The organism is Micromonospora sp. NPDC048935, assembly GCF_043197875.1.
GTDB lineage: Bacteria > Actinomycetota > Actinomycetes > Mycobacteriales > Micromonosporaceae > Micromonospora.
Genome location: NZ_JBICTZ010000019.1, coordinates 56,930 through 81,195, shown reverse-complemented (window position 1 = coordinate 81,195; position 24,266 = coordinate 56,930). Strand labels below are relative to the sequence as shown.

Genomic DNA, 24,266 nt, shown 5'->3' with positions numbered 1-24,266 from the left:
CGACGTCACCGTTCCGCGACCACCATCGCCGACGCGATCCCCCCGTCGTGCGACAACGAGAGGTGCCAGTGGTTGACCCCGCGCGCCTCGGCCGCCGCCGCCACGGTGCCGGTGACGGCCAGCCAGGGACGGCCGTCCGGGTCGGCCACGATCTCGCAGTCGTGCCAACTCAGCCCGGCCGGAGCGCCGAGCGCCTTGGCCACGGCCTCCTTGGCGGCGAACCGGGCGGCGAGCGACTCCGGCGGGCGCGGGCTGCCGGAGCGGGTGTGCCGCTCGGCGGTGGTGAAGAGTCGGTCGGCGAGCAGCGGCGTCCGGGCCAGGGCCCCGGCGAACCGGTCGACCAGGACGACGTCGATGCCGACAGCGACGATCACCACACCACCCTACCGGCGGCCGGGGCCGCAGATTAGCCGTCGGGTTCGCGGTGGGCAACGCCTGTGGACAAGCCGGGGTACGACCCACCGCCCGCCGTCCACAGGGCACCGCCGGGGCCACCGGGCCCGCCTAGCGTCAGCGCGTCGATGCCGATCGGGCACGGGGGTGTGGTCATGACCGAAGAGTTGTTCGCCGTCCGGCCGGAGGAGTTGCGGGCGGTCGCCGGCACGCTCGACGACGAGGCACACCGGCTGGCGTTGGGCCTCGCGCGGGTGCCCGGGCTGCTGGTGGCCGCGCCGCAGTGGCGAGCCGGCGTGGCCCTGGCCGGGCTGGAGGCGGCCGGGCACGCCTGGTTCTGCCGCCTGGGTGCCCGGGTCGCGATGACCTCCGGTGGGGTCCGGGCGGCGGCCGAGGCGTACGAGACGGCGGACGACCGGGCCGCCGACCGGTTCGCCGCGCTGCCCCGGTGAGCGGCGTCGACTACCGGCAACTGTGGGCGGCCGATCCGGGTGGCTGGCGGTCCGCCGGGGCCGCGTGGGCCGGCTTGACCGGGCCGGTCGACCGACAGGCCGGCGAGCTGGGTGGGGCCGCCATCCGGCTGCGGGACGGGTGGTCCGGTGCGGCGGCCACGGCGGCGGGCACCCGGCTCGCCGGTCTGCGTGACGAGCTGACGTCGATCGTGCCCGCACTGATCGAGGTCGACCAGGTGCTTGCCGAGTTGGCCGGCCGACTGACGGTCGCGAAGGCGCGCCTCGCCGAGGCGGTCGCCCTGGCGGAGGCGGGCGGGCTGGTGGTGGACCGCTCGGGCGGGGTGCACGTCGATCCCGCCCGGGTCCGACCCACCGATCGGGCCGGTGTGGCGGCGGCTCGGGTGGCGGCTGCTCTGCGCGACGCGCTCGACAGGGCCGGGGCGGCGGACCGGGTCGCCGCCGACCGACTGGACGAGCTGGCCCAGGCCGCCGCCTCCGGCTTCGCGTCCCCACCACCGCCGGGTCGACCGGTGGCCGGTGCCGCACCGGCGCTGGTCCGCGCCTGGTGGTCGGGGTTGACGCCGGCACAGCGCCGGTGGCTGATCGGGCACGAGAGTGCACTTGTCGGCCGGTTGGACGGCGTGCCGGTGGCCGCCCGGGACCAGGCCAACCGGTTACGGCTCGGGGTCTGGCGCGCGGAGTTGCTGGCTGAGCGGCGACGGTTGCTGAATCGGGTGCCGCCCGGGCCGCTCGCGGCGGTCCGCCTGCACGGGGTGGCCGGGCGGTTGGCCGGCCTGGACACGTTGGTCGGGCGGTTGACGGCGGGAGGCGAGCCACGGGCGTACCTGCTCGGGTTGGATCCGGCCGGCGAGGGCCGGGCGGTGCTGGCGCTCGGCGACCCGGACCACGCCGACCGGGTGCTGACCTACGTGCCGGGGACGACCGCCGGTCTCGACGACGCTCCCGGTCAGTTGGGCAGGGCGGCGCGCGTGCTGGACCGGTGCGTCGCGCTCGCGCCCGGTGAGCGCAGCGCGGCGGTGCTCTGGGTGGACTACGACGCCCCGGATTTTCTGACCGAGGCCGCCTCGGCACGCCAGGCCCGCGACGCCGGCCCGGCGCTGCACCGCTTCCAGGAGGGGCTGCGGGTCAGCCACGAGGGGCCGCCGGCCCGGCAGACCGTGCTCGGGCACAGCTACGGGTCACTCGTGGTCGGGACGACCGCCCGGGAGCACGGGCTGGCCGCCGACGCGCTGGTCTTCGTCGGCTCGCCCGGGGTCGGCGCGTCGCACGCCGCCGAGCTGGGCGTGCCACCCGGGGAGGTCTGGGCGAGCAAGGCCCCCGACGACGTGATCCGCAAGGCCCGCCCGGTGGACGGGCTGGGCCTGCGCACCCCGCTGAGCGCGGCCCAACTGGCCGCCGTGCTGGGCTGGCCCGACCGGGTCGCGCACGAGCTGTGGTTCGGTCACGACCCGTCGGATCCGGGGTTCGGCGGTCGGGTCTTCGCCAGCGGGCGAGGCGGGCACAGCGGTTACTGGGACCCGGGCAATCCCGCGCTGGACGGGATGGCCCGGGTCGTGTTGGGCCAGGGGGTGTCGGGTGGCTGAGGGCCTACTCGACGGTGACCGACTTGGCCAGGTTGCGGGGTTGGTCCACGTCGTGCCCCCGGGCGGCGGCGATCTCGGCGGCGAGCACCTGCAACGGCACCGTGGTGACGAGCGGGGCCAACAGGGTCGGCGTACGCGGCACGTAGATCAGGTGGTCGGCGTACCGGACGACGGCCTCGTCACCCTCCTCCGCGATCACGATGGTCCGCGCGCCGCGCGCGCGGACCTCCTGGATGTTGGAGACGACCTTGTCGTGCAGCATGCCCCGGCCCACCGGCGAGGGCACCACGCAGATCACCGGTGTGCCCTTGTCGATCAGGGCGATCGGGCCATGCTTCAGCTCGCCGGCCGCGAAGCCCTCGGCGTGCATGTACGCCAGTTCCTTGAGCTTCAGCGCGCCTTCCAGAGCCACCGGGTAGCCGACGTGCCGGCCGATGAACAGCACGGTGGGCTCGGCCTTCAGCTCCCGGGCCAGCTCACGGACGGGCTCGATCCGGTCGAGCAGCTCACGCAGCTTGCCCGGGATCTCCTGCAACTGCGCGACGACCGCGCCCACCTCGTCGGCGAACTTGATCCCGCGCACCTGGGCCAGGTGCAGACCGATCAGATAGCAGGCGACGACCTGGGTGAGGAACGCCTTGGTCGACGCGACGGCGATCTCCGGCCCGCCGTGGGTGTAGAGCACGGCGTCCGACTCACGGGGGATGGTCGAGCCGTTGGTGTTGCAGATCGCCAGCACCCGGGCCTTCTGCTCCTTGGCGTGACGCAGCGCCATCAGGGTGTCCATCGTCTCGCCGGACTGCGAGATCACCACGATCAGCGTGGACCGGTCGAGCACCGGGTCGCGATAGCGGAACTCGCTGGCCAGCTCCACCTCGCAGGGGATCCGCGTCCAGTGCTCGATGGCGTACTTGGCGACCATGCCGGCGTGGTACGCCGTGCCGCAGGCCACGATGAAGATCTTGTCGACGTCGCGCAGATCCTGGTCGCTGAGGCGGACCTCGTCCAGGGCGATCTCACCGGTCTCGGTGAGCCGGCCGAGCAGTGTGTCGGCGATGGCCTGCGGCTGCTCCTCGATCTCCTTGAGCATGAACCAGTCGTAGCCGCCCTTCTCGGCCGACGAGGAGTCCCAGTCGATGTGGAAGTCCTTGCCGGCGGCGGGCTGACCGTCGAAGTCCGTGATCTCGATGCTGTCGCCGGTGATCAGGACGATCTGGTCCTGGCCCAGCTCCACCGCTTCCCGGGTGTGCTCGATGAACGCGGCGACGTCGCTGGCCAGGTAGTTTTCCCCCTCGCCCCGGCCGACCACGAGTGGAGAGTTGCGCCGGGCGCCGACGACCGCGCCGGGCACCGAGGCGTCGACGGCGAGCAGGGTGAAGGCGCCTTCCAGCCGCTGGCAGACCACGCGCATGCCGGCGGCGAGCAACTGCGGGCCGTCCGGCTGGCCGGCGGCGCGCAGGTCGGCCAGCGCGGCGGCGAGCAGGTGCGCGGCGCACTCGGTGTCGGTGTCGCTTGTGAACTGGACGCCCTCGGCCTCCAGCTCGCCACGGAGCTTGGCGAAGTTTTCGATGATGCCGTTGTGGATGACCGCGACCCGTCCGTCGCCGGCGACGTGCGGGTGGGCGTTGCGGTCGGTTGGCCCGCCGTGGGTGGCCCACCGGGTGTGCCCGATGCCGGTGGTGCCGTCACCGATGCCGATCGGGCTGGCCGCGCAGGAGGTCGGGTCGTCGGCGGCGCGCTCGGACAGCAGCTTCTCCAAGTTGGCCAGCTTGCCGGCCTTCTTCTCGGTCAGCAGCTGGTCGTCGCAGACGATGGCGACGCCCGCCGAGTCGTAGCCGCGGTATTCCAGCCGCCGCAGCCCGTCGAGCACGATCCCCAGTGCGGGGCGCGCGCCCGCGTATCCCACGATTCCACACATGGCCCGCAGCCTAACCCAGTTTCACTCATCATGGGTGCTCGAAAGTCGGGTTATCAATCACGGAATCTGAGCGATCGGCGAGTCAGGGCCCATAACCGGACGAGCTTCCCGCCCCGAGCAGCCATGCCCGACGCGCCTCCGCCCCGAGCCACCGATCCCGCTCGATCGACACGGTTTCCTTGATATGGCGGTGTCGGCGTACCCCGGACACCCCCGGTTTCACGGATGCCGAGTCGATCAAGCACGGCGGCGGGGCTGTGCCTCGCGCGGGTGGTGGCCGTAGGCTGGCGCAGGTGACGAGCACCGATCTCGACCCGCTGGTGGCCCGGATGCGGCCGTTCGGTACGACCATCTTCGCCGAGATGTCCGCGCTCGCCACGCGGACCGGCGCGGTCAACCTCGGCCAGGGCTTCCCCGACACCGACGGCCCACCGGAGATGCTCGCCGCCGCCGTCGAGGCGCTGCGCGGCGGACAGAACCAGTACCCGCCCGGCCCGGGGATCCCCGCCCTGCGTGCGGCCGTCGCGGCCCACCAACTGCGGTTCCACGACCTGTCGTACGACCCGGACGGCGAGATCGTCATCACCGCCGGCGCGACGGAGGCGGTCGCGGCGAGCATCCTCGCCCTCTGCGAACCGGGCGACGAGGTGGTCTGCTTCGAGCCGTACTACGACTCGTACGCCGCCTCGATCGCACTGGCCGGCGCGGTCCGGCGGCCGGTGACCCTGCGCCCCACGGCCGACGGCCGGTACGCCTTCGACCCGGCGGCGCTCCGCGCGGCGTTCGGCCCACGGACCCGGCTGGTGCTGCTCAACTCACCGCACAACCCGACCGGCAAGGTCTTCACCCCGGCGGAGCTGGCGCTGGTCGCCGAGCTGTGCCAGGAGCACGACACCTACGCGGTCACCGACGAGGTGTACGAGCACCTGGTCTTCACCGACGCGGCGAGCCCGCACGTGCCGCTGGCCACCCTGCCCGGGATGCGGGAGCGGACACTGCGCATCTCGTCGGCGGGCAAGACGTTCTCCTGCACGGGCTGGAAGATCGGCTGGGCGAGCGGCCCGGCGGCGCTGGTCTCGGCGGCGCTGCGGGTCAAGCAGTTCCTCACCTACGTCAACGCGGCCCCGCTGCAACCGGCGGTCGCCGTGGCGCTGGCCCTGCCGGACGACTACTACACCGGCTTCCGGGACAGCCTCCAACAGCGGCGTGACCAGCTCGTCGGCGGTCTCACCGACGCCGGGTTCGAGGTGCTCGACTCGGAGGGGACGTATTTCGTCACCGCCGACATCACCGCTCTCGGCGGCCGGGACGGGGTGGAGTTCTGCCGCTCGCTGCCGGAGCGCTGCGGCGTGGTGGCCGTGCCGACGCAGGTCTTCTACGACGACGTCGAGGCGGGTCGGCGGCTGGTCCGGTTCGCCTTCTGCAAGCGCCCCGAGGTGCTGACCGAGGCGGTCACCCGGCTGCGCGGGCTGCGCGAGCGCCACTGACCGGCGCGATGCCGGCCGGCGCGGTCAGCCGGCCGCACGGGCCGCACAGAGGCCACGGACCAGCGCGGTGCCGACCCGCGCGGTCAGCCGGCCGCACGGGCCGCACAGGCGCCACGGACCGGCGCGGTGCCGACCCGCGCGGTCAGCCGGCCGCACGGGACCCACGGACCGGCGCGGTCAGCCGGCCGGCCGGGTGATCGAAGATCTCGACCTCAGCGACGGCGAGGACGTGGCCGACACGGACGAGCGGGTGGCCGGCTCGGGGTGTCAGGCGACGGGGCTGGCGGTGCGGACCAGCTCGGCGATGCGCTCGGCGACCTCGCGGGCGGTCTGCTCGGTGGCGGCCTCGACCATCACCCGGACCAGCGGCTCGGTGCCCGACGGGCGCAGCAGCACCCGACCGGTCTCGCCCAGCTCCGCCTCGGCCCGCTCGACCGCGGCCCGGACAGCGGGTGCGGCGGCGCCGACGGTCCGGTCGCCGACCGGCACGTTGATCAGCACCTGGGGCAGCTTGGTGACCACCGAGGCCAACTCGGCGAGCGACTGACCGGTAGCGGCCATCCGGGCCATCAGGTGCAGGCCGGTGAGCACGCCGTCGCCGGTGGTGGCGTGCGCGGGCATGACGATGTGGCCGCTCTGCTCGCCGCCGAGCGCCAGCCCGGAGGCGCGCAGGGCCTCCAGGACGTACCGGTCGCCGACCTTGGTCTCGATCAGCCGGATGCCCTGCGCGGACATGGCCAGTCGCAGGCCGAGGTTGCTCATCACTGTCGCGACCAGGGTGTCCTGGGTGAGCGTGCCGGCATCCCGCATGGCCAGCGCGAGAATCGCCATCACCTGGTCGCCGTCGACCTCGTCACCGTCGGCGCTGACCGCCACGATCCGGTCGGCGTCGCCGTCGTGGGCGATGCCCAGGTGGGCGCCGTGCTGGACCACGGCCTCGCGCAACGCCTCGATGTGATTGGAGCCGCACTCGTCGTTGATGTTCAGCCCGTTCGGCTCGGCGTGGATCGCCACGACCTCCGCGCCGGCCTCCCGGTAGGCGACCGGAGCGACCTCGGCGGCGGCGCCGTTGGCGCAGTCGACCACGACCTTGATCCCGTCCAGCCGGTGCGGCACGGCCCCGACCAGGTGCTGGACGTAGTGGTCGGCACCGTCGAGCAGGTCGTGCACCCGGCCGATGCCGGCGCCGGTCGGCCGGTCCCAGGCGGTGGTGGCGTTGGCCTCCACGGCGGCCTCGATCTTCATCTCGATCTCGTCGGGCAACTTGTGTCCGCCGGCGGCGAAGAGCTTGATGCCGTTGTCCGGCATCGGGTTGTGTGACGCGGAGAGCACCACGCCGAGGTCGGCCTTGGCCTCGGCGGTGAGGAACGCCACCGCGGGGGTGGGCAGCACGCCGACCCGCACCACGTTGGCACCGGCGCTGGTCAGGCCGGCGACCACGGCGGCCTCCAGCATCTCGCCACTGGCCCGGGTGTCGCGGCCCACGACGGCCAGCGGCGGATGGCTGCGGTCCGTCTCGGCGAGCGTGTGCGCGGCGGCCACCGCGAGCGCCAGCGCCAACTCCGGGGTGAGATCCGCGTTTGCCCGCCCGCGTACGCCGTCCGTGCCGAACAACCGACCCATACCCGCCAACCTCCGTGGTGCGCTGCCGAAGTGGAGAAAGCGAAACGGCCGGCTGCCTCCCCCGAATCGGGGGGAGGCGAACCGGCCGTCCGTCAGAAGTACAACGCGCTGGAAAAGATCAGCGCTTCGAGTACTGGGGAGCCTTACGGGCCTTCTTGAGGCCGTACTTCTTGCTCTCCTTGACCCGGGCGTCCCGGGTGAGGAAGCCGGCCTTCTTCAGGGCCGGACGGTCATCGGGCTCGTTGACGATCAGCGCGCGGGCGATGCCGAGCCGCAGCGCACCGGCCTGGCCGGTGGTGCCGCCGCCACGCAGGTTGGCGATGACGTCGAACGCCTCAAGCTTCTCGGCGGTGACCAGCGGGTCCTTGATGAGCTGCTGGTGCACCTTGCTCGGGAAGTACGCCTCGAGGTCCTGGCCGTTGCAGGTGATCTTGCCGGTGCCCGGGACGAGACGGACCCGGACGATGGCCTCCTTGCGGCGGCCCACGGTCTGGATCGGCCGGTCACCACGAGGCGCGCGGGCGACTGGCGCGGGCGCCTCGGTGGCCTCAGGGGCTTCCGGGGCAACCTCGGTCTCGGTGGTGATGTCGGTCATGCTGCTTCCTTCGCCCGCGCTCACTGCGCGATCTGCTTGATCTCGAACGGCACCGGCTGCTGCGCGAGGTGCGGGTGCTCGGCACCGGCGTACACCTTCAGCTTCTTGATCAGCTGACGGCCGAGCTTGTTGTGCGGGAGCATCCCCTTCACAGCCAGCTCGATGGCCCGCTCGGGGCGCTTGGTCAGCAGCTCGTCGTAGCCGATCTGCTTCAGACCACCCGGGTAACCGGAGTGGCGGTAAGCAACCTTGGTCTGGCGCTTGTTGCCGGTCAACGCAACCTTGCCCGCGTTCACGATGACGACAAAGTCGCCCGTGTCGACGTGCGGCGCGAAAGTCGGCTTGTGCTTACCACGCAGCAACGTGGCGGCGTGGGTGGCCAGGCGGCCCAGCACGACATCAGAGGCGTCGATGACGTGCCACTGACGCTCGATCTCACCCGGCTTCGGGCTGTACGTACGCACAGGTCTACCTTGTCTCGTCGTCGGTCTGGGGTCGCGCGCCGAGGTGACCAGATCTTGCAGGCCGGACCAGCGCGCACGAACGACCAAGCGTACCTGATAGGGCACGCCTCTGGATGTCGTACAACAGCAGGCAACGATACCCGGCGCGGTGTCCGCAGGTCAAAACGGGGGTGCGGTGCCGCCCGGCGGCCCGCCGACCGTGGCCCAGCTCACACTCCGGCGAGCCGGTCGGCACCCGGACGACGGTAGACGACCCAGGTGACCGCGAAGCACAGCGCGTACCAGCCGATGAAGGCCACGTAGGCGGCGTCGGCGTTGCCGGAGCCGAGGAACGACTGGCGGAACGCGATGTTGACGAGCACCCCACCGGAGGCGCCGATCGCACCCGCGATGCCGATCAACGCGCCGGTCATCCGCCGCGCCCAACGAGCGGCTTCCTCCGGATCGCGCCGGCCGTCGGCCACCGACTCCGCCGCCCGGGCCCGGAAGATCGCCGGGATCATCTTGTAGGTGGAGCCGTTGCCGATGCCGGAGAAGACGAAGAGGGAGAGGAACCCGGCCAGGTAGAGCCCGAACGACTGCTCCCGGGCCGCGTACAGGACGGTGCCCGCGCCGGCGGCCATCGCCACGAAGTTCCAGAAGGTCACCCGGGAGCCGCCCAGCCGGTCGGCGAGGTGCCCGCCCAGCGGCCGGATCAGCGAGCCGATCAGCGGGCCGAGGAAGGTCAGCCAGGCGGCGTCGACCGGGGTGGGGAACCGCTCGGCGAACTGGAGCTGGAGCACCTGGCCGAAGGCGAACCCGAACCCGATGAACGAGCCGAAGGTGCCGATGTAGAGCAGCGACATGACCCAGGTGTGCGGGTTGCGGGCCGCCTCGCGCAGCGCGCCCGGCTCGTTGCGCGCCCCGGGCACGGTGTCCAACCAGCGGGTCGCGGCCAGCGCGGCCAGCACGATCAGCGGCAGGTAGACCGCCGGGACCAACCGGGGGTACGCGGCACCGGCGGTGGCGAGGACCGCCAGCCCGACCAACTGCACCGCGGGTACGCCGAGATTGCCACCCCCGGCGTTGAGCCCGAGGGCCCGACCCTTGAGCCGCTGCGGGTAGAACAGGTTGATGTTCGCCATCGAGGAGGCGAAGTTGCCGCCACCGACGCCGGTGAGGCAGGCGAGCACCATCAGGGTGGTGTAGGACACCCCGGGCTCCAGCAACACCGTCATCGGCACCGTGGGCACCAGCAACAGCAGGGCGCTGATGGTCGTCCAACGCCGCCCGCCGAAGCGGGCCACCGCCAGCGTGTAGGGCAGCCGCAACACCGCCCCCAGCGCCGCCGGGATGGCGGTGAGCAGGAACTTCCCGGCCGGGTCGATGCCGTACGCGGGGCCGAGGAAGAGCACGGTCACCGACCAGAGGCTCCACACCGAGAAGCCGACGTGCTCGGCGAAGATCGAGACCCAGAGGTTGCGCCGGGCGATCGGCGCGCCCGTCGTCTGCCAGAACTCGGGGTCCTCGGGACGCCAGTCGTCGAGCCGCCGCCCGCGCGCGGTGGCGGCCGGCGGCGCGGCGGTGACTGCGGTGCTGGTGAGCGTGCTCACGGCGGCTCCTTCTCGTCGATGTGACGAGGAGAAACGCTAGGAACGCCTGGTTACCTGGCAGTGCCCGTCCTGGGTCGGCCCGGAAACGGGGACCGCACCACGGGCCGGCGGCGATCGTGAGCGCGTGCCGCCCGGGCCCGCTCAGAGCTGTTGGAGGATGCGCAGCGCGCGGCCGACCCGGAGCATGGTGTCGGTGTCGGCGACGTCCACGCAGTCGGTGAACCACTTCTTCATCGGCGAGGAGATGCGGTCGGGCATCACCACGTACCGGCCCATCGACACGGCGAGCGGCGAGTCGCGTAGCAGCGACTCCTCGACCACCTCGACGACGATCACGATGGGCACGTCGGTGGAGTTGTAGACGTCCGAGCTGATCACGAGGCCGAGGCGTTCCCGGGCGCCCTCGATGCGCCAGACCTCTCCCCTACGCAGCACGCGGTCGTCCGCCGGAGAGCAGGTCGTTGACCATGCCCACCTCGCGGGCGTCGGCGAGAGCGGCGGACTCCAGGTCCAGACCGGCGCGGCCCACGGCGGCGGCGTGCGCGGTGAAGACCTCGCGCAGCGCCTTCTCGCGGGCGGCCTGGTCCATCCAGGCGGAGAGCGACAGCCCCTCGCGCTTGGCGAACCGCCGCGCCTCCTCGATCGTCTCGTCGGTAAACGACAGAGTCACCTTGGCAGTCATGCCGCTGAGACTACCCAGCGGTATGACCACCAGTCATCCCGCGCAGGCCGACTCGACCACGGGTGTCCAAACGCCCATTCCGGCAGCTCTCACCGGGCCCGGCCGCCGAACACCGCGAACCGCCACTCCTTGAAGTAACAGTCGACGTCGACCAGACCGGCCTCGGCCAACCACCGGCACTGGTCGGTGACGGTCGCCGGCAGGTCGTGCCGCATCCGCCCCCGGGAACCGGCGATCTCCTCGGGGGACGCGCCCAGCTCGGCGATCCGTTCCATCCACACCTCGTCGTAGCGCCGCTCCAGCTCCGGGGTCGGCCCGGCGACCTGCTCGGCGTTGACGAACACCCCGCCCGGTGCCAGCGCGGCGGCGGCCCGCCGGTAGAGCGCCTGCTTGCCGGCGTCGTCCAGGTGGTGGATCGCCAGCGCGCTGACCACCGCGTCGTACCGGCCCGGCGGCAGCTCGCCGGACAGGTCGGCCAGCACGGACCGGTGCGGCACGTCCCGGTCACGCAGTTGCCCGGTGGCGCGCGCGAGCATCGCCGGCGCTCCGTCCACCAGGGTCAGCCGGACTCCGGGCACCGCCGCGGCGAGCAGCAGCGAGAGCAGCCCGGTGCCGGCGCCCAGATCCAACACCTCCGGGGTACGCCCGGCGGCGAGCGCGGCGCGCAGCGGTGGGGCGGCCACCTGGACGGCGGTGCCGTAGAAGGCGTCGAAGCAGGGAATCAGTCGCCGTCGTGCCTCGTCATACGTGCCGGCCACCGCGTCGAAGACGTCCACCACGCTCATCGCGTACTCCCATTTAATGAGACGATTTTCCCACATAGTAAGCGAGAGGAGCGGGACAGGCACCCCACCGCCCGCTGCGTGGGACGTGGCGGCTCGGGCCACGGACGGCGAACGGCAGGTCGGCCGACACCACCCACCCGCCACGCCCGCTGCCCCCGTGCGGTGTGAGGCGCACTTGACAGGACCGAAACAGAAGGGACCCGGACCGGAAACCGCCTGGCGGCACGCTTTGCCGACATGACAGACGGTGCACGGTCGGCAACTCGATCGGGGGGCATACCCCGACAGGTGGCGACGCACTGTCCGTACTGCGCGCTTCAGTGCGGGATGGTGCTACGCGAGGACGACACCGGGGTGACGGTCCACCCCCGCCAGTTCCCCACCAACCGGGGTGGGCTCTGCCAGAAGGGCTGGACCTCCGCCGAACTACTCGACCACCCGGAGCGGCTGACCACACCCCTGGTGCGCGACCCCGCCACCGGTGCGCTGCACCCGGCAAGCTGGGACGTCGCCCTCGACCGGGTCGTGGCGGGCATCCGCGCCGTCCAGAACGAGGCCGGCCGGGACGCGGTCGCCGTCTTCGGCGGCGGCGGCCTGACCAACGAGAAGGCGTACGCGTTGGGGAAGTTCGCCCGGATCGGGCTCCGCACCCGGCACATCGACTACAACGGACGGTTCTGCATGTCCTCGGCGGCAGCCGCCGGGATGCGCGCCTTCGGCATCGACCGAGGGCTGCCGTTCCCGCTCTCCGACCTGGGCCGGGCCGACACGTTGCTGCTGGTCGGCGCGAACCCGGCGGAGACCATGCCGCCGCTGGTGCGCTGGCTCACCGAGCAGCGCGGCAACGGGGGTCAGTTGATCGTCGTCGACCCCCGGGTCACCGCCACCGCCCGCCAGGCCGACCTGCACCTGCAACCACTGCCCGGCACCGATCTCGCGGTGGCCAACGCGCTGCTGCACATCGCACTCACCGAGGGTTGGGTCGACCGGGAGTACGTGGCCGAACGCACCTCCGGGTTCGAGGCGGTCCGTCGCAGCGTCGCCGCCTGGTGGCCGGCCCGCGCGGAACAACTCTCCGGAGTGCCGGTGGCCGACCTGGAGGCGACCGCCCGCGCGCTGGGCACCGGCGGTCGAGTGATCATCCTGACCGCTCGGGGCGCCGAGCAGCACGCCAAGGGCGTGGACACGGTCAGCGCGTACGTCAATCTCGCCCTCGCCCTCGGCCTGCCCGGCCGCGACGGTTCGGGGTATGGCTGTCTCACCGGCCAGGGCAACGGCCAGGGCGGGCGGGAGCACGGGCAGAAGGCCGACCAGCTCCCCGGCTACCGGAAGATCGACGACCCGGTGGCCCGTGAGCATGTGGCGGGCGTCTGGGGAGTGTCGGCCGACGAGTTGCCCGGTCCCGGTGTGCCGGCCTACCAACTGCTCGACTCGCTCGGCACACCGGCCGGCCCGCGGGCGTTGCTGGTGTTCGGCTCGAACCCGGTGATCTCCGCCCCCCGGGCGGCACGGATCGAGGGCCGGCTGCGCGACCTCGACCTGCTGGTCGTCGCGGACCTGCTGCTCTCCGAGACGGCCGCGCTCGCGGACGTGGTGCTGCCCACCGCGCAGTGGGCCGAGGAGGACGGCACCATGACCAACCTGGAGGGTCGGGTACTGCGTCGGCGCGCGCTCCGCCCACCCCCGCCGGACGTCCGGACCGACCTGGCCATCATCTCCGACCTCGCGGCGCGACTGGCGACCGCCGAAGCAACGGACGCCGACGTCGCGGCGGCGCGGTTCCCGGCCGACCCGGCCGCCGTCTTCGCCGAGTTGCGCCGCGCCTCGGGCGGCGGGGCCGCCGACTACGCCGGCATCAGCTGGGCCCGGATCGACGCCGACGACGGCGTCTACTGGCCCTGCCCGAGCGAGGACGGGCCGGACACGCCACGGCTCTTCGCCGACCGGTTCGCCACCCCGGACGGCCGAGCCCGGTTCCACCCCGTCGACCACCGGCCCGCCGCCGAGGAGGTCAGCGCCGCGTACCCGCTGCACTTCACCACCGGCCGCGTGCTGGCGCAGTACCAGTCCGGCACCCAGACCCGCCGGGTGGCCGCGCTACGCCGCGCTGCCGGTGAGGCATTCGTCGAGCTGCACCCCGACCTGGCCGCCCGGCTGGGCGTCGACGACGGTGACCCGGTGCGGGTCACCTCGCGGCGCGGTGAGTTGTGCGCCCCGGCCCGACTCAGCGCCGGGATCCGACCGGACACGGTGTTCGCCCCGTTCCACTACGCGGGGGCCGGGCGGGCCAACTCGGTGACCAACGACGCGGTCGACCCGATCTCCGGGATGCCCGAATTCAAGATCTGCGCGGTCCGGGTGGAGAAGGCATGACCGCCCGGGTGGTGATCGTCGGCAACGGGATGGCGGGTGCCCGCCTCGCCGGAGAGCTGCACGCCCGGGAGGGCGACCGGAAGGTCACCGTGCTCGGGGCGGAGCCGCACCGGGCGTACAACCGGATCATGCTCTCCACCCTGCTGGCCGGCCGGGTCGACGAGCCGGACGTGGAGCTGACCGAGGCCGCCGGGCACGGCATCGACCTGCGCACCGGCGTCCCGGTGACCGGGGTCGACCGGTCCGCCCGGGAGGTCCACACCGCCGACGGCGAACGCATCGGCTACGACCACCTGGTGCTGGCCACCGGGGCGCGGGCGGTGGTGCCGCCACTGCCCGGCCTCGACCCGGCCGACCTGCCGGAGCGGGTGGTCCCCTTCCGGACCCTGGACGACTGCCGACGGATCCTCGCCGCGGCGGACGGCGCGCGCAGCGCGCTGGTGCTCGGCGGCGGCCTGCTCGGGTTGGAGGCCGCCCGCGGCCTGGCCACCCGCGGGTTGACCACGACCGTGGTGCACCCCCGGGGGCACCTGATGGAACGGCAGCTCGACCCGGCGGCCGGTGCGGTGCTCGCCGGCACGCTCGCCGGTCTCGGCGTCACCATCCAACTGGCGGTGCCGGCGATCGGCGTGGCCGCGGACGCCACCGGCGTACGCCTCGACCTGGCCGACGGTCAGACGCTGCACGCCGACCTGCTGGTGCTCTCCTGCGGCGTCCGCCCGGACACCGCCCTGGCGCAGGAGGCCGGGCTGAGCGTCGGCCGTGGCGTGATCGTGGACGACCGGCTCCGCACCAGCGACCGGTTCATCTCGGCGATCGGCGACTGCGCCGAGCACGACGGAGTGCTCACCGGGCTTGTCGCACCCGCCTGGGCCCAGGCCCGGGTGCTCGCCGACGTGCTCAGCGGGACGGACCCGCTGGCCCGCTACCGACCCCGGCCGGTGGTGACCCGACTCAAGGCCGCCGGGATCGATCTGGCCTCGATGGGTGACGCGGTGGGCGGTGGGCCGGGTGAGGAGCTGACCTTCGCCGACCCGAGCCGGGGCACGTACGCCCGGTTGCGGATCCAGGACGAGCGGCTGGTCGGCGCGATCCTGCTCGGCGACAACCCGGCCGTCGGCACGGTGATCCAGCTCTTCGACCGCGGCCACCCCGTGCCGACCGACCGGCGGGCACTCCTGCTGGGCCGGGCACTCGGCACGGTTGGCGCGACACCTGCCGCGTCACCGGCACTGATGCCGGACGGGGCCACGATCTGTCAGTGCAACTCGGTGAGCAAGGGCGCTCTGGTACGCAGTTGGCGCTCCGGCGCCCGCACGGTCGACGCGGTGTCGGCCGCGACCCGGGCCGGCACCGGATGCGGCGGTTGCCGCGACGCGGTGGGCGGCATCGTCGACTGGCTCAGCCAAGCGGAATCGGTGGAGGTGACGCGATGAACGGCGGCGAACTGGTCGTCATCGGTAACGGCATGGTCGGTCAGCGTTTCGTCGACGCGCTGCGCGCCCGGGACCCGCAGGGGCACTGGCGTGTGACCGTGCTGGCCGAGGAGGGGCGTCCGGCGTACGACCGGGTGCGGCTCTCGGCGTACTTCGACGGGGTGAGCGAGGACGAGCTCAACGTGCACACCCCGCACGAGGGGGTGCGGCTGCGCCTCGGTGAGCCGGTCACCGCCCTCGACCGGGAGCGGCAGGTGGTGACCACCGCCGTGGGCGAGTACCGCTACGACGCGCTGGTGTTGGCCACCGGGTCGTACCCGTTCGTGCCGCCGGTGCCCGGGGCCGACCTGCCCGGCGTGTTCGTCTACCGGACCCTGGACGACCTGGCGGCCATCCGGGAGTACGCGCAGGGCCGGCGGGTCGGCGCGGTGATCGGCGGTGGGCTGCTCGGTCTGGAGGCGGCGAACGCACTGCGGCTGCTCGGCCTGAGCACCGACGTGGTCGAGTTCGCGCCCCGGTTGATGCCCGTGCAGGTGGACCAGGCCGGCGGTGCGATGCTCCGCCGCTACGTCGACGACCTGGGCGTACGAACCCATCTCGGAGTGGCCACCACGGCGATCCGGCCCGGCCCGGACGGCGCGGTCGCCGCCCTGGAACTCTCCGACGGCAGCGCGGTCGACGCCGAGCTGGTGGTGGTGGCCGCCGGCATCCGGCCACGCGACGAGCTGGCCCGGACGTCCGGTCTGCCGGTGGGTCCGCGCGGTGGGGTGCTCGTCGACGAGACGTGCCGCAGCGCCGACGAGCGGATCTGGGCGGTCGGTGAGTGCGCGGCTGTCGACGGCACCTGCCACGGCCTGGTCGCGCCGGGGTACGCGACGGCCGAGGTGGTGGCCGACCGGCTGGTCGGTGGCGCGGCGACCTTCCCGGGCGCGGACACCGCCACCAAGCTCAAGCTGCTCGGCGTCGACGTGGCCTCGTTCGGTGACGCCCACGGCACGACCCCGGGCTGCCTGGACGTCACGTTCACCGACCCGGCCACCCGGGTCTACGCGAAGCTGGTCCTCTCCGACGACGCGCACACCCTGCTCGGTGGGGTGCTGGTCGGCGACGCCAGCGCGTACCCGACGCTGCGGGCCAGCGTGGGCGGTCCGCTGCCGGCCGCGCCGCTGGCGTTGCTCGCCCCGGAGGGCGGTGGCGCGGACGCCGGCGCGTTGCCCGCCGCCGCCCAGGTCTGCTCCTGCAACGCGGTGACCCGTGGCGACGTGGACGCCGCCATCGCCGACGGCTGTGCCGACGTGCCGGCGTTGAAGGCGTGCACCAGGGCCGGCACCAGTTGCGGCTCCTGTGTGCCGATGCTCAAGCAGCTCCTGGACGCGGCCGGGGTGGAGCAGTCCCGCGCGCTCTGCGAGCACTTCGACGTCAGCCGGCGGGAGCTGTTCGAGATCGTCCGCGTGCGCGGCATCCGCACCTTCTCCCAGCTCATCGCCGAGCACGGTCGGGGGCGCGGCTGCGACATCTGCAAGCCGGTGGTGGCGTCGATCCTCGCGTCGCTGGGCAGCGGGCACGTGCTCGACGGTGAGCAGGCGTCGTTGCAGGACACCAACGACCACTTCCTGGCCAACCTGCAACGCGACGGCAGCTACTCGGTGGTGCCCCGGATACCGGGCGGCGAGATCACCCCGGAGAAGCTGATCGTGATCGGCGAGGTCGCCCGGGACTTCCAGCTCTACACGAAGATCACCGGCGGGCAGCGGATCGACCTGTTCGGTGCCCGGGTGGAGCAGTTGCCGCAGATCTGGCGGCGCCTGGTGGACGCCGGTTTCGAGTCCGGCCACGCGTACGGCAAGGCGCTGCGCACCGTGAAGTCCTGCGTGGGCGAGACCTGGTGCCGTTACGGCGTACAGGACTCGGTGGGGCTGGCCATCGCGTTGGAGCTGCGCTATCGGGGGCTGCGCGCCCCGCACAAGCTCAAGTCCGCGGTCTCCGGTTGCGCCCGCGAGTGCGCCGAGGCACGCAGCAAGGACTTCGGCATCATCGCCACCGAGACCGGCTGGAATCTCTACGTCGGTGGCAACGGCGGATTCCGACCCCGGCACGCCGACCTGTTCGCCACCGACCTGTCCACCGAGGCGCTGATCACGCTGATCGACAGGTTCCTGATCTACTACATCCGCACCGCCGACCGGCTGCAACGCACCGCCGGCTGGGTCGAGGCGATGGACGGCGGTCTGGACCACCTGCGCGCGGTGATCGTGGACGACTCGCTGGGGCTCTGCGCCGAGCTGGACGCGGCGATGGCCCGACACGTGGCGACGTACTCCGACGAGTGGCGCGACGTGCTCGACGACCCGGATCGGCTGCGCCGCTACACCTCCTTCGTCAACGCTCCCGACGTGCCCGACCCGTCGATCACCTTCGGCCGGGAACGCGGCCAGCCGGTGCCCGTACGCGACCACCCCCCGACCGGATCCGAGCCGACGAACGGGCACCGTCGGCAACCGGTCACCCTCGGCCTACCGGAGGTACGGCGATGACCCAGACCCTCACGCTGACCTGGACCACCGTGTGTCTCCTCGACCGGTTGGAGCCGGACCGGGGCGTCGCCGCCTTGGTCGACGGGGTGCAGGTCGCCCTCTTCCGGACCGCGGACGAGCTGTTCGCGATCGACAACCGCGACCCGGTCTCCGGGGCGTACGTGCTGTCCCGGGGCATCGTCGGCAGCCGTGGCGGGGTGCCGACGGTCGCCTCACCGCTGCACAAGCAGGTGTACGACCTGCGCAGCGGGGACTGCCTCGACCTGCCGGGGGTGACCGTCCGGCGGCACGACGTGCGCTGCCGCGACGGGCTGGTCGAGGTGCGGCTGCGACAGGAGGGTTGATGCGGGAGGAATTGGCGGGCTTCACCATCGGGGTGACCGCCGACCGGCGGCGCGACGAGTTGGCGGCGCTGCTCGAAAGGCGTGGTGCGCGGGTGGTGCTCGCCCCGGCGTTGCGGATCGTGCCGCTGTCCGACGACACCGAGCTGCGCGAGGCGACCCGCGCCTGCCTCGACCAACCACCGGACATCCTGATGGCCAACACCGGCATCGGCATGCGCGGCTGGCTGGAGGCGGCCGAGGGCTGGGGGCTGGCGGAACCGCTGCGTTCGGTGCTGACCAACTCGTACGTGGTGGCCCGCGGCCCGAAGGCGCGCGGTGCGATTCGTGCGGCCGGGCTGCACGACCAGTGGTCACCGTCCTCGGAGAGCTGCGACGAGGTCGTCGACCACCTGCGCCGGCGCGGCGTGGCCGGGCAGGTGATCGCCATGCAGCTGCACGGTGAGCGGCAGCCCGACTGCACTCTCGCGCTGGAGGCGGCCGGCGCCACGGTGATCGAGGTGCCGGTCTACCGGTGGGCCCCGCCGACCGACCCGGCGCCGCTGCACCGGTTGATCGACCTGATCACCGGCCGGTTGGTCGACGCGGTGACCTTCACCTCGGCGCCCGCGGTGGAGGCCCTCCTGCGCGCGGCCGGGGACCGTACCGACACGGTGCTGTCCGCGTTCCGCACTGACGTCCTGGCCAGCTGCGTCGGCGCGGTGACCGCCGAGCCGCTGCTGCGGCGCGGGGTGCCGGTGAGTGCGCCGGGCCGGGCCCGACTGGGCGCTCTGGTGCGGACCATCGTCGACGAGTTGCCCCGCCGGACCGTGACGTTCAAGGCCGGCGGGCATCTGCTCACGCTGCGCGGGCACGCGGCGGTGATCGACGGCGAGTTGCGGCCGCTCGCCCCCGCCCCGATGGCGGTGCTGCGGGCGTTGGCCCAGTCCCCCGGCCGGGTGCTGTCCCGCACGGCGCTGCTGCGGACACTGCCCCGGGGCGCGGACGAGCATGCCGTGGAGATGGCGGTGGCGCGCCTGCGGGCTGGCCTGCGCGCGCCGCGCGTGGTGCAGACGATCGTGAAGCGCGGCTACCGGCTGCGCGTCGACTGACGCGTCACGGCCGGCCGGTGGGCGCCGGCCGTGACGGCACGTATCAGCCGACCGGCGTGGGGAAGCCCCGCCCGTGCTCCGCCTGGAGGCGCAGCATGGCGTGCTCGACGACAGTCACCAACACCTGCTTGACCGAGTCCCGGTGTCGGGCGTCGGTCATCACCAGCGGCACCTGCGGCGAGATGGCCAGCGCCTCGCGGACCTCCTCCAGCTCGTACTGGGGAGCACCGTCGAACCGGTTCAGCGCCACCACGTACGGCAGGTTGCGGTTCTCGAAGTAGTCCAGCGGGGCGAACGCGTCGGTGATCCGGCGCGTGTCCACCAGCACGGCGGCACCCACCGCACCTCGGATGATCTCGTCCCACATGAACCAGAACCGGGTCTGACCGGGTGTACCGAAGAGGTACAGGATCAGGTCCTGGGCCATCGTGATCCGGCCGAAGTCCATGGCGACCGTGGTGGTCTCCTTGCCCGGCACCTTGGACGGGTCGTCGATGCCGACACCCGCCGCGGTCATCAACGCCTCGGTGGTCAGCGGTGTGATCTCGGAGATCGCCCCGACCAGTGTTGTCTTGCCGACGCCGAAACCGCCCGCGACGACGATCTTCGCGGAGACGATTCCCCGGCCTGGCCGCCCCCCAGCGGGGTCATAGCCTGCGAAGTCCACTTAGCACCCTTCCAAGCAGTTCCATCCGCTCCTCGAACCCCTCGGCGGGAGCAGCAGTGTGTAACGTCAGCAGGCTCTCGGCCACCATGTCGGCGACCAACACCCGGGCGACGCCCAGCGGCATCCGGGTGTACGCGGCGATCTCCGCCAGCGACTGTGCTCGGCCCTCACAGACCGTGGCGATGCGGTGCTTGTCATGCCCGGCGAAGCGGGACTCGGCAACCTGGGTGGGGGACGCGGTGAGGACTGCCTCCAGGGCGATGTCCTGCCGAGGCTCGGTACGACCCCGGGTGACCGCGTACGGACGCACCAGCGCGCCACGCGGGTCAGCGCGCCGTTGGTCCATCCCCGATCACCTCCTCGTCCCCTGCGGAGCCGGTGTGTGCCGCCTCCCCTTCCTGACTCGGCGCGTGGCCGAGCGCCGTTCTCTCCGTGCTACGAGCGCACCGCGTCGCGCGGCAGCGGCACCAGCGCGGCACCCACCCGCTCGACCAGCAGCGCCATCTCGTAACCCACCTGGCCCACGTCGCAGCTGCGCGCGGCCAGTACGGCCATCGACGACCCGTCGCTGATCGACATCAGGAAGAGGTATCCGCTGTCCATCTCGATGACTGTCTGCAACACCCCGCCCGCGCTGAACATCCGGGCAGCGCCCTCGGTCAGGCTCACCACGCCGGAGGTGATCGCGGCGAGCTGGTCGGCCCGGTCCGCCGGCAGATCCCGGGAGGACGCGAGCAGCAGCCCGTCGGCGGACACCGCCACCACGTGGGCGATGCCCGCCACGCTGTCGGCGAAGTTGGTGAGCAGCCAACCCATGTCCTGCATGGCAGCTGGCCTGTTCATCGGCTCTCCTTGGTCGAGGTGCTGTTCAGGTCCGTTCCGGCCGTCCGACCACGTTGTACACCGCGGTGGTAGGCCGACAACAGACCGCGTACTTCATCGGGGGTCCGCCGGCTGCGGTCCCGGCCGCTCTTCGGTTCGATGCCACCCGGCACGAGCTGCGCCTGCGGCACCCGCTTGGGCAGTCCGGAGCGGGTGGTTCCGGCGGGAGCCGGCTCGGCTGCCCGGCTGGCCCGGGACCAGCCCTCGTCCGCTGCCGTGCGCCAGGCATCCGGGTCGACGGGGGGCGCGGCGGGAGCGGCGGGCGCGGCCGGTGTCGGCCGGGCGGCCGGCGGCGGCGCGTACGACGGTGGTGTGCCGAGCCCGCCGGTGGTCGCGCTGCCACGGCCCCCGATGCCCGGCGTGGTGGTGCCGTCGGTGTTGGAGCTGCCCGGCGTGCGGGTCGGCAGGGGCGGTCGGGCCGGTGCCGTGGGCGGCGCGGACGCGGCACTCGGCTGGCCGCTGCTGCCCGTGCGCATGCCGGCGTCGGCCCCAGCGGCGGGCGCTGGCGGCTCGTCGAACGTCGGCCGGGTGAAGATCGCGGTGGCGTCGTCGCCGTGCGACCGGAACCAGACCGCCTCCATCTCCCGGAAGATCGGCGCCTCGGCCGGGAAGTCGGGCCGGTTGGTGACCGGTGTGGCGGGCACCGACGGCGCGGGCGGCGGTGCCACCGTGCCGGCGCCGGCGACCGGGCCGACCGGCAGACCGGAAGCGCCGCGGCCGTCCGCGGCCTCCGCGGTCGAGCCGCGCCGGGGCAGCGGATCGATGGTCGGGTAGGCCACTGTCGGGCCGCCCGCCGGGCCACCCGCGCTGGTGCCGTACGCGGGACGCGTCGGCGGGAGCGGGGCGACGGGTGTCGGGGCGGCCGGTGCCGGCGAACGGGTAGCGGCGAAGCCACCCGCCTGGACGGCGGGGGTGGTGTCCCGCGAGTCCAGCGGGGACTGCCACTGGGCGGGAGCCGGCGTGTTGGTGCGCCACTGGTCGGGCAGGGTCGCCGCCGCGGTCGCGGCACCGGCGAACTGCTCGCTGTGACCCGACGGGGTGAGCGGCGTCTGCTCCACGGCCATCGGCTGACGCGGTCGGGTGAGCACCTGGTCACGGCCCCGGCTGCTGGGCAGCACCACGGTGGTGGCGGGCAACGTCACCTGGGCGACGGTGCCGCCCTCGACGTTGCGCCGCAGCTCCACCCGGATGCCGTAGCGGGAGGCGAGCCGACTGACCACGGCCAGACCCATCAGCCGGAACGCGGCGACGTCGACGCTCGGCGGGGCCGCCAGCCGGCGGTTGAGCGAGTCGAGTTGCTCGTCGGTGAGGCCGAGCCCACGGTCCTCGATCTGGATCAGCACGTAGTCGCGGATCCGGCGGCCGTCGGCGACCACAGTGGTGTTCGGCGGGGAGAAGCGGGTGGCGTTGTCGAGCAGTTCGGCGACGAGGCGTACGACGTCGTTGACGGCGTGCGCGGCCACCGAGATGTCGGTGTCCACCGTGCCGAACTCGATGCGGTTGTAGAGCTCGACCTCGGACTGGGCGGCGCGCAGCACGTCCACGACAAGCGCGTCGTCGCGGCGCGGTACGGCGGAGTCGGCGCCGGCCAGGACCAGCAGGTTCTCGTCGTTGCGGCGCATTCGAGTGGCCAGGTGGTCAAGCTCGAAGAGCTGCGCGAGCCGCTTCGGGTCCTCCTCGCCGCGCTCGATCGCGTCCAGCTCGCCGATCATCCGGTCGACCAGGGTCTGACTACGACGTGCCAGGTTGAGGAACATCGCCGAGACGCTGGTCCGCAACGCGGCCTGCTCGGCGGCGACCCGCACCGCCTCGCGGTGGACGACGTTGAAGGCCAACGCCACCTGGCCGACCTCGTCGCGGGTGTTGAGCTGGATCGGGTCGCGCACCTGGCGGACGATCTCCTCCACTCCGCCGTCGCCCACGCTGCCCATGGTCTGCAGCCGCCGCACCGCGTCGGGCAGATCGTGGTTGGCCACCGAGAGGGCACCCTCACGAAGCCGGCGCAGCGAGTGGTTGAGCGAGCGGGCCAGCACCACGGCCAGCGACACGGCGATGATCAGGGTCAGCAGCACCAGGATCGACTCGATCGCGGCCTGCCGGATGACGTCCGAGCGGGCCTGGTCGGCCTGCTGGAGCAGCCGGTCCTGCAGTTGGATCTCGGCCCAGCGCATCAGGTCGTTGACGGCGCCGATGGCGGCGGTGGCGTCCTGCGCGGTGACCAGTGGGCGCTGCCCGACCGATCGGGTGATGTCGTTGGCGACCCGGTCGGCCAGGCCGACCGCGTCACCGGAGACGGTGCTGTCGACAAGGGCGCGCTGCACCGGGTCGGCGGCCAGGGAGAAGGCGACCAGGGCCTCCTGCTGGCTGGTAAGCGTGGCCACGAAGGAGGAGAACTGCTCCGAGTCGAGTTGGCCCGCCGTCAGCGCGGTGAAGGCGACCGCCTCCTCCTCGGCGACGGACGCCTTGGCGCGCGCGAACGCGGAGACCGCGCGGCGGCTGTCCGACAGGCTCTCGTCGCCGGGGAGCTGGGCCAGGCCGTCCCCGTAGGCGACCAGGTCGGTGAGGATGACCCCGTAGCGGAGCACCGCCTCGGCGACCGCCATCTGCCGGCGATCGAGCACCTTCTGCCGGGTGCCGTCCAGCGTGGCGAGGTGGTCGTCGATGGTGGCCAGGCGGTCCCGCAGGGCCGCCGGCACCTCGCCGATCCGGCCCCGCTCGGCGCGGTACTCGTCCACCTTCTGCTGCGTCTGGCGGACCCGCAGGTTGTACGCGTCGGCCGGCTGCTGCGGGGTGGCCAGGTAGGCCGCGGCGGCCATCCGCTCGGCCTGTAGGTCCTGGGTGAGAGCGCTGACGTCGATGGAGAGGGCCGTCAGCGACCGGGCTCGGGTGGCGTCGAAGGCACCCTCACCAACGGAGATCAGCCGGACCGTGGCCAGGGCGATCACCGCCGCCACCGGGACGACCAGGATCAACGCCAGCTTGGACCGGATCCGGGCGTCCCGCAGTCTCGGCATCCGCCGGCGGGTGGGCTGGGCGCTGTCGCCGAGCGCGGGCAGGGTCGTCGGTCCGGTGCTCACGACATCGCCTCCGTCGTTTCTTCCCCACCTGACCCGCCGAGCCATGCCGTAAGCGGAGGGGACCACGCGCGGCACGGCCGCGATTTCATCAGAGAAGATCCTGTTTGGGAAGCCGCAGTGAGGTAGGAAACGGTCGGACGGAGCGCATCCCGTGATCCGGGCAACTGATACCTTCATTTCCGCAAGCCCCTGAACAGGGCATGTAACTCCTGAGTGGTCACGCGTGTATGCAAAGTGAGCTTTTGCAAACATTGCGTTACCCCAGCATGT

At 72.8% G+C, this 24,266-nt stretch carries 21 protein-coding genes; 8 read left to right on the top strand and 13 right to left on the bottom strand.

Annotated elements, in window-relative coordinates; translation table 11 throughout:
• Nucleotides 1-5: 5 nt before the first annotated feature.
• On the bottom strand, nucleotides 6-374 hold the full coding sequence (locus tag ACGFIW_RS32900; RefSeq protein WP_393324186.1) for a holo-ACP synthase: 369 nt from the start codon (nucleotides 372-374) through the stop codon (nucleotides 6-8).
• Nucleotides 375-548: 174 nt separating this feature from the next.
• Between ACGFIW_RS32900 and ACGFIW_RS32895 the strand changes: the two genes are divergently transcribed.
• Nucleotides 549-845 carry a hypothetical protein gene (locus ACGFIW_RS32895; RefSeq protein WP_393324183.1) on the top strand — a complete coding sequence of 99 codons (297 nt, stop codon included), beginning with the start codon at nucleotides 549-551 and terminating at the stop codon, nucleotides 843-845.
• The gene (locus ACGFIW_RS32890) at nucleotides 842-2,449 is read left to right on the top strand and encodes an alpha/beta hydrolase (RefSeq protein WP_393324180.1); all 1,608 of its coding nucleotides are present in this window, start codon (nucleotides 842-844) and stop codon (nucleotides 2,447-2,449) included. Before ACGFIW_RS32895 ends, ACGFIW_RS32890 begins: the two co-directional genes overlap by 4 nt.
• Before the next feature lie 4 nt (nucleotides 2,450-2,453).
• Here the strand turns inward: ACGFIW_RS32890 and glmS are convergent, their stop codons facing one another.
• On the bottom strand, nucleotides 2,454-4,367 hold the full coding sequence (gene glmS, locus ACGFIW_RS32885; RefSeq protein WP_393324177.1) for a glutamine--fructose-6-phosphate transaminase (isomerizing): 1,914 nt from the start codon (nucleotides 4,365-4,367) through the stop codon (nucleotides 2,454-2,456).
• A 293-nt stretch (nucleotides 4,368-4,660) separates the two neighbouring features.
• On the opposite strand from glmS, the gene ACGFIW_RS32880 reads away from it, so the two are divergent.
• Complete coding sequence (locus ACGFIW_RS32880) at nucleotides 4,661-5,854, top strand: pyridoxal phosphate-dependent aminotransferase (RefSeq protein ID WP_393324174.1); 1,194 nt, start codon at nucleotides 4,661-4,663, stop codon at nucleotides 5,852-5,854.
• Between the two features lie 267 nt (nucleotides 5,855-6,121).
• Here the strand turns inward: ACGFIW_RS32880 and glmM are convergent, their stop codons facing one another.
• From glmM to ACGFIW_RS32845, 7 genes are all read right to left on the bottom strand, one after another.
• Nucleotides 6,122-7,477: a phosphoglucosamine mutase gene (gene glmM, locus ACGFIW_RS32875; RefSeq protein ID WP_393324171.1), complete on the bottom strand. Its 1,356-nt coding sequence runs from the start codon at nucleotides 7,475-7,477 to the stop codon at nucleotides 6,122-6,124.
• A 118-nt stretch (nucleotides 7,478-7,595) separates the two neighbouring features.
• Complete coding sequence (gene rpsI / locus ACGFIW_RS32870) at nucleotides 7,596-8,072, bottom strand: 30S ribosomal protein S9 (RefSeq protein WP_393324168.1); 477 nt, start codon at nucleotides 8,070-8,072, stop codon at nucleotides 7,596-7,598.
• A gap of 20 nt (nucleotides 8,073-8,092) precedes the next feature.
• Nucleotides 8,093-8,536 (bottom strand): 50S ribosomal protein L13, encoded by a 444-nt coding sequence (rplM, locus tag ACGFIW_RS32865; protein ID WP_053653864.1) that lies wholly within the window; start codon nucleotides 8,534-8,536, stop codon nucleotides 8,093-8,095.
• Nucleotides 8,537-8,745: 209 nt separating this feature from the next.
• The gene (locus ACGFIW_RS32860; RefSeq protein WP_393324165.1) at nucleotides 8,746-10,128 is read right to left on the bottom strand and encodes a nitrate/nitrite transporter; all 1,383 of its coding nucleotides are present in this window, start codon (nucleotides 10,126-10,128) and stop codon (nucleotides 8,746-8,748) included.
• A 141-nt stretch (nucleotides 10,129-10,269) separates the two neighbouring features.
• Nucleotides 10,270-10,563 carry a hypothetical protein gene (locus ACGFIW_RS32855; RefSeq protein ID WP_151488090.1) on the bottom strand — a complete coding sequence of 98 codons (294 nt, stop codon included), beginning with the start codon at nucleotides 10,561-10,563 and terminating at the stop codon, nucleotides 10,270-10,272.
• Complete coding sequence (locus ACGFIW_RS32850; RefSeq protein WP_088950199.1) at nucleotides 10,553-10,810, bottom strand: DUF6364 family protein; 258 nt, start codon at nucleotides 10,808-10,810, stop codon at nucleotides 10,553-10,555. Before ACGFIW_RS32850 ends, ACGFIW_RS32855 begins: the two co-directional genes overlap by 11 nt.
• 89 nt (nucleotides 10,811-10,899) lie before the next feature.
• The gene (locus ACGFIW_RS32845) at nucleotides 10,900-11,595 is read right to left on the bottom strand and encodes a class I SAM-dependent methyltransferase (protein WP_393324162.1); all 696 of its coding nucleotides are present in this window, start codon (nucleotides 11,593-11,595) and stop codon (nucleotides 10,900-10,902) included.
• Nucleotides 11,596-11,832: 237 nt separating this feature from the next.
• Here ACGFIW_RS32845 and ACGFIW_RS32840 point away from each other — a divergent pair, with 237 nt between their 5' ends.
• The 5 genes from ACGFIW_RS32840 to ACGFIW_RS32820 are packed head-to-tail and all read left to right on the top strand — an operon-like array spanning nucleotide 11,833 to nucleotide 19,370.
• Nucleotides 11,833-13,968: a molybdopterin oxidoreductase family protein gene (locus tag ACGFIW_RS32840; protein WP_393324159.1), complete on the top strand. Its 2,136-nt coding sequence runs from the start codon at nucleotides 11,833-11,835 to the stop codon at nucleotides 13,966-13,968.
• Complete coding sequence (locus tag ACGFIW_RS32835) at nucleotides 13,965-15,404, top strand: FAD-dependent oxidoreductase (protein WP_393324156.1); 1,440 nt, start codon at nucleotides 13,965-13,967, stop codon at nucleotides 15,402-15,404. Before ACGFIW_RS32840 ends, ACGFIW_RS32835 begins: the two co-directional genes overlap by 4 nt.
• Entirely contained in the window at nucleotides 15,401-17,938 is a 2,538-nt protein-coding gene (gene nirB, locus ACGFIW_RS32830) for a nitrite reductase large subunit NirB (RefSeq protein WP_393324153.1), read from the top strand. The genes ACGFIW_RS32835 and nirB overlap by 4 nt, the downstream gene beginning before the upstream one ends.
• A complete protein-coding gene (nirD, locus tag ACGFIW_RS32825) occupies nucleotides 17,935-18,282 on the top strand; it encodes a nitrite reductase small subunit NirD (protein WP_393324150.1) in 348 nt (115 codons plus the stop codon). Before nirB ends, nirD begins: the two co-directional genes overlap by 4 nt.
• Complete coding sequence (locus tag ACGFIW_RS32820; protein ID WP_393324148.1) at nucleotides 18,282-19,370, top strand: uroporphyrinogen-III synthase; 1,089 nt, start codon at nucleotides 18,282-18,284, stop codon at nucleotides 19,368-19,370. Before nirD ends, ACGFIW_RS32820 begins: the two co-directional genes overlap by 1 nt.
• Before the next feature lie 43 nt (nucleotides 19,371-19,413).
• Here ACGFIW_RS32820 and ACGFIW_RS32815 read toward each other — a convergent pair whose 3' ends face one another.
• The 4 genes from ACGFIW_RS32815 to ACGFIW_RS32800 form a co-directional block, all read right to left on the bottom strand.
• Nucleotides 19,414-20,037 (bottom strand): ATP/GTP-binding protein, encoded by a 624-nt coding sequence (locus ACGFIW_RS32815; RefSeq protein ID WP_184178649.1) that lies wholly within the window; start codon nucleotides 20,035-20,037, stop codon nucleotides 19,414-19,416.
• Nucleotides 20,018-20,383 (bottom strand): DUF742 domain-containing protein, encoded by a 366-nt coding sequence (locus tag ACGFIW_RS32810; protein ID WP_007465174.1) that lies wholly within the window; start codon nucleotides 20,381-20,383, stop codon nucleotides 20,018-20,020. The genes ACGFIW_RS32815 and ACGFIW_RS32810 overlap by 20 nt, the downstream gene beginning before the upstream one ends.
• Nucleotides 20,384-20,472: 89 nt before the next feature.
• Nucleotides 20,473-20,880, bottom strand: coding sequence for a roadblock/LC7 domain-containing protein (locus tag ACGFIW_RS32805; protein ID WP_030329975.1), 408 nt, complete (start codon nucleotides 20,878-20,880; stop codon nucleotides 20,473-20,475).
• Nucleotides 20,877-23,996 (bottom strand): nitrate- and nitrite sensing domain-containing protein, encoded by a 3,120-nt coding sequence (locus ACGFIW_RS32800; RefSeq protein ID WP_393324145.1) that lies wholly within the window; start codon nucleotides 23,994-23,996, stop codon nucleotides 20,877-20,879. The genes ACGFIW_RS32805 and ACGFIW_RS32800 overlap by 4 nt, the downstream gene beginning before the upstream one ends.
• Nucleotides 23,997-24,266: the final 270 nt, after the last annotated feature.